The organism is Bacillus sp. JK74, from assembly GCF_053663395.1.
In genome coordinates this window covers 1-21803 of the sequence record NZ_JBSJQB010000008.1, presented here as the reverse complement: position 1 = coordinate 21803, position 21803 = coordinate 1, and the positions used below count along the sequence as shown (strand labels likewise).

The 21803-nt window shown below is 50.4% G+C and carries 3 protein-coding genes; all 3 read left to right on the top strand.

The window, feature by feature from the left end; genetic code table 11:
• Window positions 1-11: 11 nt before the first annotated feature.
• Window positions 12-7709, top strand: coding sequence for an amino acid adenylation domain-containing protein (locus ACWJJ5_RS17995; protein ID WP_454022595.1), 7698 nt, complete (start codon window positions 12-14; stop codon window positions 7707-7709).
• A gap of 15 nt (window positions 7710-7724) precedes the next feature.
• Entirely contained in the window at window positions 7725-15374 is a 7650-nt protein-coding gene (locus ACWJJ5_RS17990; RefSeq protein ID WP_454022594.1) for an amino acid adenylation domain-containing protein, read from the top strand.
• 25 nt (window positions 15375-15399) lie between these two features.
• Window positions 15400-21803 (top strand): amino acid adenylation domain-containing protein (locus ACWJJ5_RS17985; protein WP_454022593.1); only part of this gene is annotated, 6404 nt, incomplete at its 3' end.

Below are 21803 nucleotides of genomic sequence, written 5' to 3'. Positions count from 1 at the left end.
GTGTGGCATTCGTGACACAAGCGACAGAAATTCAAGATATTTACCCTTTATCATATATGCAGGAAGGCATGCTGTTTCATTCGCTTCTGGATTCCGGATCAAACGCATATGTCGAGCAGATTTCGTTTACAGTCAGCGGGGATTTATGCATTGATACATTCCAAAAAAGTCTGGATATGCTTGTCAGCCGTTATGATATTTTCAGAACGATTTTCATAAAAGAAGTGCCTGACCTTGAAGGGCCGCAGCAGGTTGTCCTTTCACGCCGTGACACTGCCGTACAGACTGAGAACATTTCAGACTATTCGGAAGAATGGCAGCAAAGCATCATTGACAAATTTAAGGAAAACGATCGGCATAAGGGGTTTGATCTGCAAAAAGGCCCCTTAATGCGCTTGACTCTTTTTCAAACGGGAGAAAACCGCCATACATGCGTTTGGACTCATCATCACATTATGATGGACGGCTGGAGCTTGGGCCTTGTACTGAAAGATTTCTTCAGCATGTATTATGCGATCCGGAACGGGCGGCCTGTAAACCTCGGCAGTCCGGCTCCTTACAGCACTTATATCAAATGGCTCCGAAGCCGGAATAAAGAAGAGACGTCAGCGTTCTGGTCGCGCTGCTTGGAAGATTACGGAGAAACCGTTTCCGTTCCGCAAACGAAGAATAAGCCGGCGCAAAACGGTTATGTATCTGAGCATTTTCAATTTTCCCTTGAGCCTGAAACCGTGCAAAAACTGACAGACATTGCCCGAGGCATCGGGGTCACGCTGAATACTATATTTACGGGCATTTGGGGTCTGCTGCTCCATCGTTACAACGGCACTGAAGATGCCGTCTTCGGTTCAGTTGTTTCCGGCAGGCCGTCAGCTATCAGCGGCATTGAATCCATGGCCGGACTGTTTATCAATACCGTGCCGGTAAGGGTGCGCGCGGCTGGTGATATGACTTTTTCTTCTCTTCTCAAAAAGGTGCAAAAAGAGTCACTCGCTGCGGAAGAGCACAGCTATTATCCGCTTTATGACATTCAAAACGAGAGCGGCCTGCAAAAAGATCTCTTGAACCATATCCTTGTCTTTGAAAATTATCCGGTTCAGATGCAGGCTGCGGTAAACGGCTGGCAGCAAACGGAAAGCAGTGCGCTCTCACTTGAAAACTTTTCGATGGCGGAAGAAACCAATTACGATCTTAACGTCGTCATCGTTCCGGGAGAAGAGTTTTATGTGAAATTCAGCTACAATGCGGGCATCTACGATCGGGAAGACATGAAACGGATCAAAGGGCATATTCTGGAGGTCATCTCCTGTGTAACGGAAGATCCGGACAGGCTTTTATCAAGCATCAGTCTCGTACCTCCGGGGGAAGAAGCCCTGATTCATTCGTTTAACGAAACGAACCGTCCGTACCCTGAGACAACCGTTCATGGGCTGTTTGAAGAACAGGCGGCAAAAATGCCTGACCAAGAGGCGTTGAGATATAACGGAGTAAGCTGGAGCTACAAAAAATTAAATCAGCGGGCGAATCAGATTGCCCATGCGTTAAGGGAAAAAGGCGCCCGTTCCGATCAGATCACCGCTGTTATGCTGCGCCGATCAATGAGTACGGTTGCCGCTCTGCTCGGAATTTGGAAGTCGGGCAGCGCCTATATGCCGATTGATGCGGAATTTCCGCCTGAACGGATTTCATTTTTACTGAGAGACAGTGAAGCCTCACTGCTCGTGACTGAAAAAGACCTGCTCCCCCTCATTCCGCCCCATTTCAAGGGCAGCGTCGTCATCATGGAGGAAACGGTTTCTCAGCAGACCGCACCGCTTCCGCCGGTGTCTGACAGCGGAAATTGGGCGTATGTCATTTACACCTCCGGAACGACAGGCCGGCCGAAAGGGGTGCTTGTACAACACAAAGCGATCAGCAATACATTGCAATGGCGGCGTGAAGAATACGGGATGACAGGAGGAGACATAGCGCTTCATCTTTTTTCATACGTATTTGACGGGTCATTAACGAGTCTTTTCACTCCGCTTCTGTCGGGCGCCTGTGTACTGTTAACTGATGAAGATGATGCGAAAGACGTCCTTTCAATAAAACAGAAAATCGCCCGCCACGGAGTGAGCCATCTTCTGATCGTTCCGTCTCTGTATCGCGTTCTGCTTGATTCGCTGACGAAAAAGGATGCGCAGACGCTTCGGGCGGTGACATTTGCCGGGGAAGCGGCCACCCCTGATATCGTGGAAGCGAGCCGCAACATATGCCCGAATGCCGAGCTGCTGAATGAATACGGCCCGACGGAAAACAGTGTGGCCACGACGGTTCTGCGCAACCTGCAAAAAAGCAGCCGGATTACGATCGGGCGCCCGATTGCCAACACTTCTGTCTATATGATGCACGGAGATCGGCTGCAGCCGGTCGGAGCCGTCGGTGAACTGTGTATTTCCGGAAAAGGTCTGGCGGACGGATATTTTCAGCAAAAAGAGCTGACGGACAAAGTCTTTACCCCTCATCCGTTTCGTAAAGGTGAACGGCTGTACAGAACGGGAGATGCAGCCCGATTTTTACCGGACGGAACGATTGAATATATGGGACGCTTTGACGATCAGGTGAAGGTAAGAGGTTACAGAATTGAATTGGGAGAAATCGAAACGGCACTCAGAAGTCTGTCCGGGGTAAAAGAGGCGGCAGTCATCGTGCGCAAAACGGAGGACGGGGAACAGGAGCTTGCAGCTTATGTCGTGCTGGAAAACGCGGGTGTGACATTTGACCCTCATGCCGAATTGGCCGGGAGATTACCTGCTTATATGATCCCGGGAAGCTTTACCAAATTGACGGAAATGCCGCTGTCTGTGAGCGGAAAACTTGACCGGGCCGCACTTCCTGAGCCGAAAGAAACTGAGAGAACCGGTGATTATCAAGCTCCGCGCACAATACTTGAGACTGAGCTGCTGTCTATTTGGCAAGAAGTGCTGAAACGGAAACACATCAGTATGAGAGATGATTTCTTCCAAATCGGCGGACAGTCGCTGAAAGCCGCGTCGCTTGTTTCAAACATACATAAACGGCTGCAAATTGAACTTGCCGTCCGCCATGTTTTTGAACATCCGACCATCGAGAGCATGGCCCGCTTCCTAGAACAGAGGAAAAGAGGAGAATATGCAGAAATCACGCCTGCGGAGGCAAAGGACTTGTACCCGCTATCTTTTGCGCAAAAAAGGCTCTATGCCCTTCATCAGCTTGCGGCGGACAGCACGGGCTATCATATGCCCGTTTGTCTGGAGCTGAGCGGCAGACTCAACCGGGATTGTCTGCACGAAGCCTTTTCAGCGCTGTTACAAAGGCATGAAGCGTTACGCACATCATTTGTTTTACGAAACGGGGAGCCGATGCAGCACATACATTCACATGTCGATCTCGATCTCACAGAGGTTCACATGCCATCCGGGACACTTCTTCAAGAGACAATGGAAGCTTTCGTCAAGCCGTTTGACGTGGAAAAAGCGCCGCTTTTGAGAGTGACTTTAGCCAAAGCCACTGAAGAACGTCATTTTCTGCTGCTTGATATGCATCATCTTATCGCAGACGGTGTGTCAATGAGCGTTCTGATTCAAGAATTGACGGATTTGTACAGAGGAAAAGAGCTGCGGCCGTTAAAACTTCAGTACAAAGATTTTTCCGTCTGGCAGCATGAGCGGTTCGCCGCTGAAGAATTCAAAAAACATGAGCGGTATTGGCTGGATGCGATCGGGGAAAACATTCCCGTTCTTGATCTGCCGCTCGATAAAAAGCGCCCGCAGCTTCCTGATTTCAGCGGGTCCGTTGTACGAACGCGCCTTCAAAAAGAAACGGCGGAGAATTTGCGCCGGCTTATGGATGAGACGGGTTCGACGCTGTATATGATTCTTTTGGCAGGCTACTCCTTGTTCCTTTCTAAATTGAGCGGGCAGGAAGACATTATCGTCGGTTCACCTGCGGCCGGCAGAAGCCGCGCTGAGCTTGATGGGGTCATCGGCATGTTTGTAAATACCGTGGCAATGAGAAGCAGGCCGAAAGGGGATAAGACATTCCGCGCTTATTTAGAAGAGGTGAAAATGCTCGCCCTCGGCGCAGCCGAACATCAGGACTTCCCGTTTGAAGAACTTGCCCAAAAGCTTGATACACACCGGGAAGTCAATCGCAATCCGCTGTTTGATGCCATGCTCGTTTTGCAAAACAGTGATGATTTCAAAGTGAACCTTCCGGGCTTATCCGTTTCTTCACATGCAGTGAAACATGACATTTCAAAATTCGACTTGACGCTTCATGCCGAGGAACAGCCGGACGGCTCACTGGATTTTCATTTTGAATACAGTACCGCGTTGTTTGAAAAAGATACGATCGAACGGTGGGCCGGTCATTTTAAAGCGCTTTTAGGACAAATCGCATCGGATGATGAGCGGAAGCTGTCTGACATTCATTTGCTGGATAAAAACGAGCGGCAGATGCTTCTTCAAGCGGAAAATCAAACAGCTGAGTATCCGAGGCATGAGACGATCGTCAGTTTATTTGAAGCACAGGCGGAAAAAATGCCGGATCAAATTGCAGCCGTTATGTCCGATGAGCGTCTCACATACCGCGAGCTCAATGAAAAGGCGGATCGAATCGCCGATATGCTGTCGGAAAACGGCATCCGCTCCGGACAGATTGTCGGAATTATGACCGAACGATCCCCGGATATGCTGATTGGGATTCTCGGTATTTTAAAAGCGGGAGGGGCTTATCTGCCGATTGATCCTGACTATCCGGACGAGCGGATTTCATTTATGCTGACTGACAGCGGCGCGCGTGTTCTGTTGACGCAATCGGGTCTTGGGATATCCGGAATGGACGGGCTGCCGGTATTATACATTGATAAGCCTGAATCCGTTTCAGCAGACAGAACGAAAGAAATGATAACGCCTGAACAGCCGGCTTACGTGATTTACACATCGGGCACAACCGGAAAACCGAAAGGCGTTATGACGGAACACCGCAATGTCATCAGCCTTATCACACATAGAGGACTGCCGTTTGATTTCGGCTCTGGAGACGTTTGGACGCTGTTCCACTCCTATTGCTTTGATTTTTCTGTCTGGGAAATATTCGGCGCGCTCTTATACGGCGGAAAGGTAGTTATCGTGCCGAAAGAAACTGCCCGTGATCCGCATTTGTACCGGCAGCTGCTGCAAAGTGAAGGCGTAACGGTGCTGAACCAAACGCCGACGGCTTTTTCCGGACTCATTCATGAAGAGGCCGGGCATACGGACAAGCTGAAGCTTCGATATGTCATTTTCGGTGGAGAAGCGCTTCAGCCCGGCATGCTGAAAAGCTGGAAAGAGAAGTACCCGGAGACGGAGCTTGTTAATATGTACGGCATTACGGAAACCACGGTTCACGTCACATGCAAAAAACTGAAGATGGATGATATTGAGAGAAATAAAAGCAATATCGGCAGACCGCTGGAAACCCTTCATGCTTTTGTCATGGACGCCTATATGAATCCGCAGCCGATCGGAATTCCAGGTGAGCTTTATATCGGCGGGGAAGGCGTCGCGAGGGGATATGTAAACAGGGATGATTTAACCGCCTCCCGGTTCATCACGAATCCGCACAATACCGGCATGCGGCTCTACCGGACGGGCGATATTGCCAAAAGACTCTCAAATGGCGAGCTGGAATATGTCGGGCGGAAAGATGCGCAAGTAAAAGTCAGAGGCCACAGAATTGAGCTGGGAGAAATAAAATCAGCGCTGCAGGAGCTTTCCTTCGTGAAAGAGGCCGCCGTGATCACACGTGCTGATCAGCACGGTCAGCACTCCATTTACGCATACGCGGTCTTACACGGGAATGAAAAAATAAAAGAAGCAGAGGTTCAGGCCTCTCTCAGAGCTTTTCTGCCGGAATATATGATTCCCGCACGCTTGATAGAGCTTGATGAACTGCCTTTGACGGCGAATGGGAAGCTGGACGAGAAGGCACTCCCGCAGCCTGAATTAAATGAAAGCCTTGGAGATGATATCAGCCTGAGAAATGAAACTGAAGAAATGATGGCTGACATCTGGGAAGAACTCTTAGGTGTTGAAGGACTCGGCCCCAATGCTCATTTCTTCCATCTCGGCGGGGATTCGATTAAAGCGCTGCAAGTATGTGCGAGGCTGAAACAGCAGGGCTATGAAACGACCGTCCGCGAGCTGTTCGAGCATCAGACACTGGGAGAAGTGTCGATGCGGCTCCGGAAAGTCCGCCGCGTGATTGATCAGTCTCCCGTCACGGGAGACGTGCCGCTGACGCCGATCCAGCACTGGTTCTTTTCGCAATCATTGCCGTATGATCATTTTAATCAGTCCGTTATGCTCCGCAGTGCGGACAGAATCAATGAATCTGCTATGAGAAAAGCGCTGGCGCAGCTCGCGGTTCATCATGACGCATTACGGATGGTATGCGGCACACAAAACGGATCAGTGATTCAATATAACAGAGCAGAAAACCTTTCTGAAGAAGAACTCTTTACGTTTGAAACGCATGACGTAAGAGAGAAAGGTTCATTACAAGAGGAGCACGCCGCAATTGAACAGGCGGCCGCCCGTATTCAAACTTCCATTCGGCTGGAGACAGGTCCGCTCGTAGCTGTCGGCTTATTTCATGCCGCTGATGGCGATCATCTGCTGCTTTCCATTCATCACCTTGTCATTGACGGAGTGTCATGGAGGATTTTATTTGAAGATCTCACCGCGTGCTACAGGCAGGCGCTCGAAGGAAAAGAAACCGCGCTTCCGGCGAAAACCGATTCCTATCAGACTTACGCGAAGCAAATCTCTGATTATGCAAAAAGCCGCCGGCTGTTACAGGAAGCAGACTACTGGTCCGAAAGAGAAAAAGCGGCGGTCAAACCGCTTCCGAAAGATGCCCGCACCTCTTCCAATCTTCTGAAAGATACAGATGTGATGACCGTTACATTGACAAAACAGGAGACTGAGCAGCTGTTAACGGAAGCAAACAGAGCATACACAACAGAGACGGGCGAATTATTGCTTGCCGCGTTAAGCCTAGCGCTGAACAGATGGACCGGAAACGAGACATTCAAAATCAGCATGGAAGGCCACGGAAGGGAAGAGCATCTGGAGCATCTTGATATCAGCAGAACCATCGGCTGGTTTACGTCAATTTATCCGGTATTGGTTGACGCAAGTTTTCAAGATCAGCCTGATGACGGCGAGCGTCTCGGCTATCACATTAAGCGGACAAAAGACATGATGCGCCGCATACCGCATAAAGGAGCGGGATACGGGGTGCTGAAATATATAAGCAAACTCTGGGGAGAGACTGAATCTGATTCTCCTGAAATCAGTTTTAACTATCTGGGACAGTTTGACCGGGAAATCCGTTCCAGCGGCTTCGGTGTTTCTCCCGTAAAAGCGGGAAATGAAGTCAGCCCAGACTGGGAACGTCCGTACACACTTGATATCAGCGGCTCCGTATCGTCGGAATGTCTCAGCATGCATGTCGTGTACAACCGTTTTCAGTATCAAAAAGAAACGATTGAAGTTTTGACGGGATATTTTCATACCTTTCTCAAGCAGATCATCACGCATTGCACAGGCAAAGAGGAGCGTGAATGGAGCGCCGCTGATTTCAGTGACGAGGAGTTAACGCTGGAAGATCTGAATGACATTATGGGAGCCGTCAACAAACTATAGAAAAGGAGTGGCGCAATGGGGCAGCAACCGGAAATACAAGATATATATCCTTTGTCTTTTATGCAGGAGGGCATGCTTTTTCATTCTCTGTTGGATCATGACTCAAGAGCCTACTTCGAACAAGCGGTGTTTACGATCAGCGGACAGCTTGACCGGGAACGATTCCAAAAAAGTATAGATGCTGTTTTTGAACGATACGATATTTTCCGTACGACATTTATTCATAAGAATGTGGCGAAGCCCCGCCAAGTCGTGTTGAAAAACAGGCCGAGCCGCGTTCAGTTTCATGATATTTCTCATTTGGACGAGAAGGCGCAAGACAAATATGCCGACCGGTTCAGAAAAGAAGATAAAGATAAAGGCTTTGATTTGCAATCAGATCCTCTCATGAGAGTCTCCATTTTGAAAAAAGCGCCTGAACGCTATGTTTGTATATGGAGCCATCATCATATTGTCATGGATGGCTGGTGCTTCGGAATTGTCATGAAGGAATTTCTGATGATCTATCAATCTCTGGGAGACGGACGGCTTCCGTCTCTCGAGCCTGTTCAGCCATATGGGAAGTATATTAAATGGCTCATGAAGCAGGATCGTAAAGAAGCCGAGATTTTTTGGAAAACGAGACTTGCCGATCTTGAGCAATCGGCGTCTCTTCCGAAAAAATCCGCGGAACCAAACGGCGAACTTGAGCAGGCGGTTTTCACCATTTCTGAAGAGCAGACAAATGAGCTGAAGAACATTGCGGCAAGGGCTGGAGCAACGCTGAATACAGTGTTCCAGGCACTGTGGGGCATTTTGCTGCAGCGTGTCAGCCGCTGTGATGATGCCGTTTTCGGTTCTGTCGTTTCCGGCCGGCCGTCGGATCTCGCAGGCGTGGAAAAAATGGTGGGACTGTTTATTAATACGATTCCCGTACGGGTGAAAAGCGGTTCATTTTCTTTTCTGGAGCTTGTCAGGCATTTGCAGCAGGAGACGCTGCAAGCAGAAGCGTACAGCTATTATCCGCTGTATGACATTCAGGCGCAAAGCCCTCTGAAGCAAGCGCTGTTTGACCATATTATCGTGTTTGAAAATGTGCCGGCCCAGCGTGAAATTGAAAATGTGAGTCAGGCCGGTTCATTTGATTTTGCGGTAGAGGATTTCACGATGGAAGAAGTCACAAACTACGGATGCAGCATAAAGGTGATTCCGGGCAATTCTCTTTATATCCGCTTAAAATTTGATACCGGTATATACGACGATGTTTTTATGAAGAATATCGAAACATTTTTACGGCATATGGTGAACTCAGTCATTTCCGACCCTGAAATCGGCGCTTCCGAGATCGCATTGCTGGATGCGTGTGAAGCCAGAAGTATGATGGATGCATTTAACCATACAGAAACGGTTGAACCGCCGGCTCCGACTCTTCACGGGCTGTTTGCCCGCCGCGCCGCGCTTTCGCCGCATCGTCCGGCGCTCCGTTTTCCGGACGGTATGCTGACGTACGCCGAGCTCGATCAGTACACGGACAGGCTCGCCGTCCGGCTCCGACAAAAAGGCGTCCGCAAAGAAAGCATGGTCGGCGTACTCGCTGAACGCTCGCCGGAGATGGCGGTTTCTGTGCTTGCCGTGTTAAAAGCGGGCGGCGCCTATGTGCCGCTTGACCCTGACTATCCTGAGGACAGGCTGCGCTATATGCTCGATGACTGCGGCGCTTGTCTCCTGCTTGCACAGCCGGGGTTATCCGTTCCCGGTTTTTCCGGCGAAACGCTAGAAGTGTCTCTTTCTTCTCTGACAAGTGAGACGGAGACAGGGGCTGTCTCTGACGAAGCGGATGCTGATTCGCTCGCTTATATCATTTATACGTCCGGTTCGACGGGAACACCGAAGGGAGTGGCTGTTGAACACCGTCAAGCCGCCGCCTTTTTATCAGGGATGCAAGGGCAGTTTCCGTTAACGGAAGAGGATATTATCGTGCTGAAATCATCCTTTTCATTCGACGCCTCCATCTGGCAATTGTTTTGGTGGACGATGTCCGGCGCCTCCGTGTATCTGCTTCCGGCCGGCTGGGAGAAAGATCCAGTGCGGATGATTGAAGCTTTTTCTTCTGAAAAGGTGACGACCGCACATTTTATTCCGGCGATGGTCAACAGCTTTTTAGACGCGCTGGAAACTGAGCCTGCAGAAACAAGAACCCGCCTCGGCAGAACACTGACACGCGTGTTTGCCGGGGGGGAAGCTCTTTCCCCGCTTACGGCTGCCCGGTTTGCCGATCTTCTGCCGGAGACCATGCTTATTCACGGCTACGGGCCGACAGAAGCGACGGTCGATGCGGCCTTTTACGTCTGTGACCGAAAACGGGACAGCAGACGGACGCGGCTTCCGATCGGAAAACCCGTTCCTGGTGCCCGTCTGTATGTATTAGATAGCGGGGGAACCATCCAGCCTGCGGGCGTGGCAGGAGAGCTGTACATCGCAGGGACAGGCGTGGCCCGCGGCTATCTGAACCGCCCTGAGCTGACGGAGGAGCGCTTTCTCGATGATCCGTTTTATCCGGGAGAACGCATGTATCAGACGGGCGATATCGCACGCTGGACAGAAGACGGCCTTGTTGAATGGCTCGGGCGTTCAGACGGACAGGTGAAAGTCCGCGGCTACCGGATTGAACCGGGAGAAATTGAAGCGGCGATCCGGCGAATTGACGGCATTCGTGAGGCGGCGGTCACCGCCCGGACCGAACACGGCGAAACCGCACTTTACGCCTATATTGAAGGACGAAAAAGCGATGACGTGCGGGCGGAGCTTGCGAAACGTCTTCCGGCCTACATGATGCCGGCTCAGTTTATAGAGATGAGCGAGTGGCCGGTCACACCGAGCGGAAAGCTTGACCGCCGCGCGCTGCCGGCTCCTGACGGAGCGGCAGGCAGACAAGCGTACACCGCACCGCGGAACGTCACGGAAATGAAGCTTTGCGCCCTTTGGGAAGAGGTGCTGAAAAACGGACCCGTCGGCATCCGGGATCACTTTTTTGAGCGGGGCGGCCATTCGTTAAAAGCGACGGCTCTCGTCTCCCGCATCGCCAAGGAGTTCGGTGTTCAGGTGCCGTTACAGGACATCTTCGCCCGGCCGACGGTGGAAGAGCTCGCTTCGGTTATTCAGGACTTGGAAGAGAGCCCGTATGAAGCGATTCAGCCGGCGAAAACACAGGACACTTATCCGGTGTCTTCAGCGCAGAAACGGATGTATGTGCTCCAGCAGCTTGAAGACGGCGGTGTCGGCTACAATATGCCGGCTGTGCTGGAACTGACGGGCCCGCTTGACCGTGTCCGGCTGGAGGAGACGTTCCGGCAGCTTGTGGAGCGGCACGAATCGCTTAGAACGTCCTTCGAAACGGGGCCTGACGGCGAACCGGTGCAGCGCATCCATGACAGCGTACCGTTTCAGCTCGATGAGGCCGAGTCAGCTGACGCATTCGTCCGGCCGTTTTGTCTGGAGGAAGCGCCGCTCTTCCGTGCGGCTCTCGTGAAAGAATCGGACGAACGCCATCTTTTATTAACGGATATGCATCATATTATTTCCGATGGTGTGTCCGTCAACACCTTGATAAAAGAATTCGGCGAGCTGTACGCAGGCCGTTCGCTTGCGCCGATGCGCCTTCAATATAAAGACTATGCCGTCTGGCAGCGGTCGTTTCAGGAGAAAGAAGGGTATCAAAAGCAGGAAGCGTATTGGCTGAAGCGGCTAGAAGGAGAGCTTCCGGTGCTTGAGCTTCCGGCTGACAAGCCCCGTCCGGCTGTCAGAAGCTTTGCGGGCGGCAGCGTATCGTGCACGCTTGACGCTGCCACGGCATCCGGCCTTCACCGCATCGCCCGGGATCACGGCTCCACTTTGTATATGGTGCTTCTCGCCGCGTACAATACGTTACTCGCAAGATTGAGCGGGCAGGAAGACATCATCGTCGGCTCGCCGATTGCCGGGCGTCCGCACAAAGACCTTGAACCGATTCTCGGCATGTTCGTCAACACGCTTGCCATCAGAACGGAGCCGAAAGGGGACAAGCGGTTTACCGATTATTTGGCGGAAGTCCGCCAGGCCGCACTGGAAGCGTATGAACATCAGGACTACCCGTTTGAAGAGCTGGTGGAACGGCTCGGCGTGCAGCGGGACATGAGCCGCAATCCGCTGTTTGACGTGATGTTTGTGCTCCAAAATATGGAGCGTGAATCCCTGAATTTAAATGAGCTGCATTTGACTCAAGCTGCGGATACAAGTCATAAAACCGCAAAGTTTGATGCCACGCTTTACGCGTCAGAAGGGTCTGACGGTTCCATCAGCTTTGATTTTGAATTCAATACAGATATCTATCAAAAACAGACAATCGAAAAATGGCTTTCTTACTTTACCCGAATTCTTACAAAAGTAATTGAAGACCAAATAATACCGCTTGGTGACATTCACGTACTGGATGATGCTGAAACAAATCGCGTCATTTATCAGTTTAATCAGACGAAAAGCGATTACCCAAGACACGAAACCATCAGCCGTTTATTTGAGCGGCAGGCTGAAGAAACCCCCGATGCCCGGGCAGTTGTATATGATGGACAAATCTTGACATACCGTGAGCTGAACGAACGGGCTAACAGAATAGCGGCGGCTCTCCGATCAAATGGCGTCGGTCCGGAAAGCGTTGTCGCATTATTAACCGGCCGCACAACAGAGCTTGCTTCCGGAATCCTCGGAATATTAAAAGCGGGAGGCGCCTACTTGCCTATCGGTGACGATGTGCCTCGGGAACGGGCTGAATGGATGCTTAAAGACTGTAAAGCTGATATTCTTCTCCAATCTGATAAACTTGACGGTCTGCCGCTTTCAGGAAAACGTTTATTCATAGAGGATATTCAAACAAAGGCCGGCTTGAGTTCGGAAAATCCCGAACCGCTCGGCGGATCTGAATCATTGGCCTACATGATTTATACATCCGGGTCAACAGGTGCGCCAAAAGGCGTCATGATTGAACAGCGAAGCGTGATCCGCCTTGTGAAAAACAGCAATTATATTGATTTTACGCCGGAAGACAGACTGTTGTTTACTTCATCATTAGGATTTGATGTAACGACATTTGAAATATTCGGTCCGCTTTTAAACGGCGCTTCTTTATATGTAAGTGACCAGGAAACCTATCTCGACTCTGATGTTCTGGAAACATTTATACAGCAAAACGGCATTACGACACTGTGGCTGACATCGTCTTTGTTCAATCATCTATCAGAACAAAATGAATACGTGTTTTCCGGATTATCCCGATTGATTATCGGCGGGGAAGCACTGTCCCCAAGTCATGTAAACCGGGTTCGGAATGCGCTGCCGTATCTCTCGGTATGGAATGGATACGGGCCGACTGAAAACACGACGTTCTCGACTTGCTTTTTGATTGAACAATCATACGATCATTCAATCCCGATCGGCCGCCCTGTCGGAAATTCAACCGCATATATCATAAACAGCAGGGGAACACCGCAGCCGATCGGCGTCATCGGTGAATTATGCACAGGCGGAGACGGTGTGGCAAGAGGATATTTCGGCCGCCCTGAGCTGACGGAAGAAAAATTTGTCCCTAATCCTTTTGTTCCCGGAGAACGGATGTACCGCACCGGGGATTTAGCCCGCTGGCTGCCGGACGGAACGATTGAATATGCCGGACGGATGGATGATCAAGTGAAAATCCGCGGTTATCGGGTCGAGCTGGGAGAGATTGAAGCCGCACTAAGGAGCCTGGACGGCGTGAAAGAAGCTGCCGTGTCAGTCAGAACCGGGCAGTCCGGCAATAAAGAACTGATCGCATATATGAGTCTGCAGGCGGACATGGATACAGAAAAAGTGCGTTCTTCACTTTCTAAGCAACTGCCGAATTACATGGTTCCGGCCTATATGATGGAACTTGAGAAGCTGCCGCTTACGCCGAACGGTAAATTGGATCGGAAAAATCTGCCCGAACCGGAGCTCGCGCTTCAAACCGCATACACAGCTCCCCGCAATGAGCTTGAAGAACAGCTTTCCGTGATCTGGCAGGAAGTGCTCGGCACAAAACAAGTCGGGATTGAAGACTCATTTTTTGAGTTGGGCGGCGATTCAATCAAAGCGCTGCAAGTTGCCGCACGGCTCGGACGCTACGGGTGGAAAATGACGGCAAGTGACTTATTCCGGCATCCGTCCATTAAGGAACTCGCGCCTCTTATCCGGAAAGCGGAAAGAGTCATCGATCAGCGGCCGGTGGAAGGAGACATACCTTGGACACCCGTTCAGCACTGGTTTTTATCACAGCGGATGGAAAACAGAAATCATTTCAATCAGTCCGTCATGATGTTCAGCTCTGACGCATTGCATAAACAGCCGCTCAAACAAGCTTTGGAGCATCTTGTCATTCATCATGATGCACTCCGGATCACCGTCAGTGCAGAAAACGAAAGTATCAGACAAATCAATCACGGTATTCAAAAAGAAGAACTGTACAGCTTGGACATTTGGGATCTGTCTGAGACAGATACTTGGGAAAGAGAAATAGAAGATGAAGTGGCTGCGCTCCAACAGCGGATGGATATTGAAAAAGGGCCGTTATTAAAAGCCGGCTGGTTCAAAACCCGGTCAGGGGATTATTTATTCATCACCGTACATCACCTGGCGGTTGACGGAGTGTCATGGCGTATTCTGCTGGAGGATTTATCTGCCGCTTACACTCAAGCCGTAAAAGGTCAGCCGGTCCAGCTTCCGCCAAAGACCGATTCGTTTAAGCAATACGCCGTAAGGCTTTCAGAATACGCAAAAAGCAGCAAGCTGATGCGTGAAGAAGAATATTGGCGTTTTATTGAAGAAGAAACAGCCGCCGAACTTCCTTATGAAAAACCGCAGCATCAGACGGGAGCCGACAGCATTCGGCAAACGGTAAGCTTTACACTTACAGAAGAAGAAACGTCCGTTTTGCTTCAGCAGGTCAACCGGGCATACCATACCGATACGCAAGATATTCTTCTGACTGCCGCAGCTTTGGCTTTACGGGACTGGACAGGGGGCGGCAGACTGCGCATCGCGATGGAAGGGCACGGGAGAGAGCACATCATGCCGGAGCTCGACATCAGCCGCACCGTAGGCTGGTTTACCTCCATGTACCCGGTGCTCATTGACTTGAACACAGCAGGCGCTGAGCTTGGAACGGCTGTAAAAACGGTCAAAGACACACTCGGAAGAATACCGGATAAAGGAATAGGCTACGGCATTTTAAAATACATGACACCGCCTGAACAAAAAACAATCCGCTTCAGACAAGCGCCTGAAATCAGTTTTAACTATTTAGGGCAATTCAATGATACAGAAGATCAGCACACATTCAGTTTATCCGGTCTTGCGAGCGGGCACGACATCACGCCGACATGGCAGCGGGAACAAGCGGTGGAAATGAGCGCGATGGCCGCTCAACATAAACTGCACTTCAGTTTGAGCTATCCGCCGAGCCGCTTCCGCAAAGAAACGATGGAACAGCTGCTGCAAACTTTACAGCAATATTTGCGTGATATTATGGCGCACTGCACAGGCAAAGAGGAAGCAGAAAAAACCGTTAGTGATTTTAGCAGCAAAACGTTAACATCTGATGATTTGGACAGCATAGCGAGTTTTGTCGAGGAACTGTAGAAAAAGGCGACGGGGAGATTATAACATGACAAAAAAGAATGCAATTCAGGATATTTATCCGCTGTCTTATATGCAGGAAGGAATGCTTTTTCATTCCCTCCTGCAAAAGGAATCACAGGCTTACGCCGAGCAGGCCTCCTTTTCAATAACGGGGAAGGTTGACACCCGCGTGTTTGAAGAGAGCGTTCATGCCCTTTTCGAAAGACATGATATTTTCAGAACGATCTTTATCAGCCAGAACGTGTCAGTGCCGCAGCAGGTCGTATTAAAAGAGCGGAACGTCAGCATCATTGAGGAAAATCTCACCAATTTAAACAAGGCTGATCAAATCAAGCATATTGAAGAAGCCAAACGAAGAGACCGTAAGAAAGGATTTCACCTGCAAAAAGACATGCTGATGCGGGTGACGCTGCTTCAAACCGGTGAATGTGAATATACGTGCATATGGAGTTTTCATCACATTATTATGGATGGCTGGTGTCTCGGAATCGTGCTGAAAGAGTTCTTCCAGATATACGCCTCGCGGCTCCGCCGGACACCGTTAACGCTTGAGCCCGCTGTGCCGTACGGGACCTACATCAAGTGGCTGATGGAGCAAGATAAAGAAAAAGCCGCTTCGTATTGGGAGCGATACCTTGAAGGCTTTGAGCAGCAGACTGTTCTGCCGAAGCAGAAAAAAGCCGGCGAAAGCAGCCAAGAGGAAGTGACGTTTTCCTTTTCAAAAGAGGACACGGCTAAGCTGAAAGATCTGGCCGTGAAAGAAGAGGTCACGCTGAGCACCATTTTCCACACGCTCTGGGGCATTTTGCTTCAGGCGTATAACCAGACAGAAGATGCGGTTTTTGGTTCTGTTATTTCCGGAAGGCCGTCTGAAATCGAAGGCATCGAGCGAATGATCGGTCTGTTCATTAATACCGTGCCTGTCCGGATCAGCGGGGCGGACATCCCGTTTCAAAAGCTGATCAAAAACGTGCAAAAGGACGCTTTGAAAGGACAGGCATACAGCTATCATCCGCTTTATGATATACAGGCGAATTCACAGGTAAAACAAGGCTTAATTGACCATATTCTCGTCTTTGAGAATTATCCGGTTGAACAGGAGCTTGATGTACTGAACAGCAAGGGGGACACGAAAGACCTTTTTCACATCCATGATTTCAGCATGGAAGACGAAACCAATTACAGTTTTTATCTTATGGTGGCGCCGGGTGACGAGATTCATTTGAAAATGAGATACGATTCAAGCGTGTATGACCGCCAATTTATCGAAAATATCAAAGGTCATTTGACACATATCGTTTCCCAGATTCTCGACAAACCTGATATCACGCCGGATAAGCTTGTAATCATCACTCCTGAGGAAAAAGAGCAGCTGCTTGCTCCGATTTCTGAAGAAACTGAAAAGCCTGAGTATGACACGATTCATGCGATGTTTGAACGGCAGGCCGCACAAACGCCGGATCAAATCGCGATCCGGTATGAAGGCGGGTCAGTGACGTACAAAGAGCTGAATGAATCGGCTAATAAGCTGGCCCGTCTGCTGCAAAAACGCGGATTAAAGCGGGAGGAGCCGGTAGGCGTCATGCTCGGCCGTTCCCCTTCTTTAGCGGCGGCCGTTCTCGGTATTTTAAAAGCAGGCGGCGCCTTTGTCCCGATAGATCCCGGCAGTCCAAAGGAGCGTATCCGATATGTTATTGAAAACAGCGGCTGCATCCATGTTGTAACAGAGCGGCATCAGTCACTCCCCGCGGGACAAACGCTGCAGGTTACATATATAGAAGAGGCCGGGACGGAAGCGGACGGAAGCAATGTGCAATCCATTAATACGGCGGACGACCTCCTTTATATGATTTATACATCCGGTACGACAGGGAAACCGAAGGGCGTGCTGCTCGAACATAAAAATATGGCCAACCTTCTTTCTGACCAATTGACGAACACAGACATTGATTTTTGCACAAATGTGCTGCAGTACGCATCTTTGGCGTTTGACGTCTGCTATCAGGAGTTATTTTCAGTACTCTTAAGCGGCGGCACCCTTTGTATCGTGCCCGAATCAATCAAACGGGATGTTTCTCAGCTGTATTCGTTTATCGATCAGCACAAAACAGAGGTGGTGTTTTTCCCGACTGCGTTTGTCAAGATGCTTTTCAATGAAGAAGGTTATGCACAGTCTTTTCCCCGCTGTGTGAAGCATGTCATTACGGCCGGGGAGCAGCTGACTATCTCACGTTTGTTCAGGCAGACGCTCCGTTTACACGGTATGCATTTGCATAATCATTACGGCCCGTCAGAAACCCATGTGGTTTCAACGTATACGATTTCTCCGGGAGATGACATACCTGAACATCCGCCGATCGGGAAACCGATCCATCATAACAAAATGTATATTCTCAGCAAAAACAGACAGCTTCAGCCTCTCGGAATTGCGGGAGAATTGTATATTTCCGGAGCGAATACAGGAAGAGGCTATGTGAACAATCCGGCGCTGACCGAAGAGAAATTTTTGCCGGATCCGTTCAGAACGGGCGCCGTCATGTACCGGACCGGAGATTTGGCAAGACTGCGTGCGGACGGCCAAATTGAATACATCGGCCGGACAGATGATCAAGTGAAGATCAGAGGGTACCGGATTGAACCAAAGGAAATTGAAACCGTCCTGGCAAATCATCATGCCGTGAAAGAAGCTGCCGTGCTGATTCAAACGAATGAGTCGGGCGAAAATGAATTATGCGCCTACTGCAGCGTCTCACAAGCGACTGATCCTTCTCAGCTGCGAAGTGATTTGGCCAAGGAGCTGCCTGATTATATGATTCCGGTCAAATGGGCTTTCGTTGACTCGATTCCGCTCACTGGAAACGGCAAAGTCGATCAGCGGGCCCTTCCGGAAGCTTCGGCGTACGCAGCGGGCCGTCGATATACAGCTCCACGGAATGTGACCGAGCTGAAGCTTACCCGCATATGGGAAGAAGTGCTTCAAACCGGCCCGATCGGCGTTCACGATCACTTTTTCGAGCTTGGCGGCCATTCATTAAAGGCGACGGCACTCGTTGCAAAAATAGCTAAAGAGTGCAGCGTGCAAATCCCGCTGAGTGATGTCTTCAGCTATCCGACTGTAGAAGAACTCGCCAAAATCATCGGTGAAGCAGAAGAGAATCCGTTCGCATCCATAGAAAAGACAGAAACAAAAGAAACTTATCCTGTCTCATCCGCTCAAAAACGGATGTATGTCCTTCACCAGCTTGAAAATGGCGGTGTCAGCTATAACATTCCAGCCGTTTTAGAGGTGAAGGGGCCGTTTGACCGAGACAGGATGGAAGCCGTGTTCAAGGAGCTGATCCGGCGGCATGAACCGCTCAGAACGTCCTTTGAAGAAAAAAACGGCCGGCCTGTGCAGAGAATTCATGACGAAGTGCCGTTTGCATTTACAAAAGAACAATCAGCCGAATCGTTTATCCGGCCGTTCGATCTCGGCAAAGCGCCCCTTTTCCGGGCGGGATTTGTCCAAATAGAAAAAGACCGGCAACTGCTTTTAGCTGACATGCATCATATTATTTCAGACGGCGTATCCGTCAATCTTTTGATACGTGAATTCAGTGAGCTGTATGCTGAGAGAAGTCTGCCGCCGTTACGGATTCAATACAAAGATTATGCCGTCTGGCAGCAATCATTTAAGGCGGGCGCCGCATATCGGAAACAAGAGGAATACTGGCTGAACCGGCTTGCCGGGGAGATTCCCGTGCTTGAATTGCCGGCTGATAAGCCGCGTCCCCCGGTGCGGAGCTTTTCCGGTGACCGGGTGTCATTTGTCATCAGCGAAAAACATACAGCACAGTTGAAAAAGCTGGCGAAAGAAAACAAATGCACACTTTATATGACGCTGCTCGGTGTGTACACGGTTCTGTTAGCCCGTTTAAGCGGACAGGAAGATATGATTGTCGGGTCTCCGATTGCAGGAAGGCCTCATGCCGACCTTGACGCCGTTCTGGGCATGTTTGTCAATACGCTCGCTTTCAGGACGCGTCCCGACGGAAGCATGACGTTCAAAGAATATTTAAAGGAAATTCGCCAAACAGCGCTTGAGGCTTACGAACATCAGGATTACCCGTTAGAAGAGCTCGTCGATAAGCTCGGTGTGCCGCGGGACATGTCCCGAAATCCGCTGTTTGACACAACATTTGCGCTGCAAAATATGGAACAGCAGAAGCTTAGGGCAGCCGGACTTGAACTGCAGCCGGCAGATGTCAGCCTGCCGATTTCTAAATTTGACTTATCGCTGTACATCTCCGAAAACGCCGGTGAATTGTACTGCCAGTTTGAATACAGCACCGATTTGTTTGAGAGAAAAACGATTCAAAAATGGGCGGAATTTTTCACGACACTTGCCGAAAACGCCGCAGCTGATCCGGGTTTGGAATTAGACGATATTTCTGTTTTGTCAGAAAAAGAAGAAGTGTCTCTGCTTCAAAATTTCAGCCCCTTGCAGAAAACAGCGTTTCCGCTTCATCAGCCTCTTCATGAGCTGCTGGAACAACAGGCAGAAAAAACGCCGGACCGTCCGGCGATTTTAACTGATGACATTTCGATTACGTATCAGGAACTGAACGAAAGAGCGAATGAGCTTGCGCACCAGCTGATCAAGCGGGGGATAAGGCTGGAGGATAAGACTGCCATTATGGGCCGGCGTTCTCCTGACATGCTGATCGGCATTTACGCTGTCTTAAAAGCAGGCGGTGCATATCTGCCGATTGATCCGGATTATCCGGAAGAGCGGATTCGCTTTTTACTGAAAGACAGCGGCGTGAAATTCTTACTGGCAGAACCAGAACTTTTCGCACCAGATCTTTTTGAGGGAGAAATGATCTCTCTGAAAAGCGGACAAACAGGAAACCCGGAAGCTGCGGCCAACCCCAATGTTCCGGTGAAACCTGATTCATTGGCTTATACCATCTATACATCCGGTTCTACGGGACGCCCAAAAGGCGTGCAGGTTGAACATCAGTCAGCCGTAAACTTTTTATACTCGCTGCAAACGCGTTATGGATTAAAGGATTCCGACACCATTTTGCATAAAACATCATACTCTTTCGATGCTTCGATTTGGGAGCTGTTTTGGTGGCCGATCGCGGGAGCTTCTGTTTTTCTCCTTCCACAAGGCGGCGAGAAAGACCCTGAAATGATACTGAACGCATTGGAGAAAAACCGCATAACGGCAGCTCATTTTGTGCCATCCATGCTTCATGCTTTCTTGGAATATATAAATTCCAGAAAACAGCCGATCAAAAAGACCTGCTTAAAAAGGGTTTTTGCCGGGGGCGAACAATTGGGCCCGCACTTGGTTTCCCGTTTTTATGACCTTCTGCCGGGAACGGAATTGACAAATTCCTACGGTCCGACGGAAGCGACGGTAGAAGCGGCGTACTTCGATTTGCCGCAAGGAAAGGAATTTCACAATGTTCCGATCGGCAGTTCCGGACATAACATGCGGCTGTATATTTTAAATCAAAAGAAACAGCTTCTGCCGCCGGGCTGTATCGGAGAGCTGTATATCGCAGGGACAGGCGTGGCCCGCGGCTATCTGAACCGGCCTGAGCTGACGGAGGAGCGTTTTGTCGATGATCCGTTTTATCCGGGAGAACGCATGTATCAGACGGGTGATATCGCACGCTGGACAGAAGACGGCCTTGTCGAATGGCTCGGTCGTTCAGACGGACAGGTGAAAGTCCGCGGCTACCGGATTGAACCGGGAGAAATCGAAACGGCGATCCGGCGCATCGACGGCATTCGTGAGGCGGCAGTCACCGCCCGGACCGAACACGGCGAAACCGCGCTTTACGCCTATATTGAAGGACGAAAAAGCGATGACGTGCGGGCGGAGCTTGCAACACGCCTTCCGGCCTACATGATGCCGGCTCAGTTTATAGAGATGAGCGAATGGCCGGTCACGCCGAGCGGAAAGCTTGACCGCCGCGCGCTGCCGGCTCCCGGCGGAGCGGCAGACAGACAGGTGTACACCGCCCCGCGGAACGTCACGGAAATGAAGCTTTGCGCCCTTTGGGAAGAGGTGCTGAAAAACGGACCCGTCGGCATCCGGGATCACTTTTTTGAGCGGGGCGGCCATTCGTTAAAAGCGACGGCTCTCGTCTCCCGCATCGCCAAAGAGTTCGGTGTTCAGGTTCCGTTACAGGACATCTTCGCCCGGCCGACGGTGGAAGAGCTCGCTTCGGTTATTCAGGACTTGGAAGAGAGCCCGTATGAAGCGATTCAGCCTGCGCAAACACAAGATACCTACCCGGTGTCTTCGGCGCAGAAACGGATGTATGTGCTCCAGCAGCTTGAAGACGGCGGTGTCGGCTACAATATGCCGGCTGTGCTGGAACTGACGGGCCCGCTTGACCGCAGCCGGCTGGAGGAGACGTTCCGGCAGCT

Bases quoted from the DNA above. Each gene is read 5' to 3' on its own strand.
- ACWJJ5_RS17990 (WP_454022594.1), top strand. From the start codon at position 7,725: ATGGGGCAGCAACCGGAAATACAAGATATATATCCTTTGTCTTTTATG.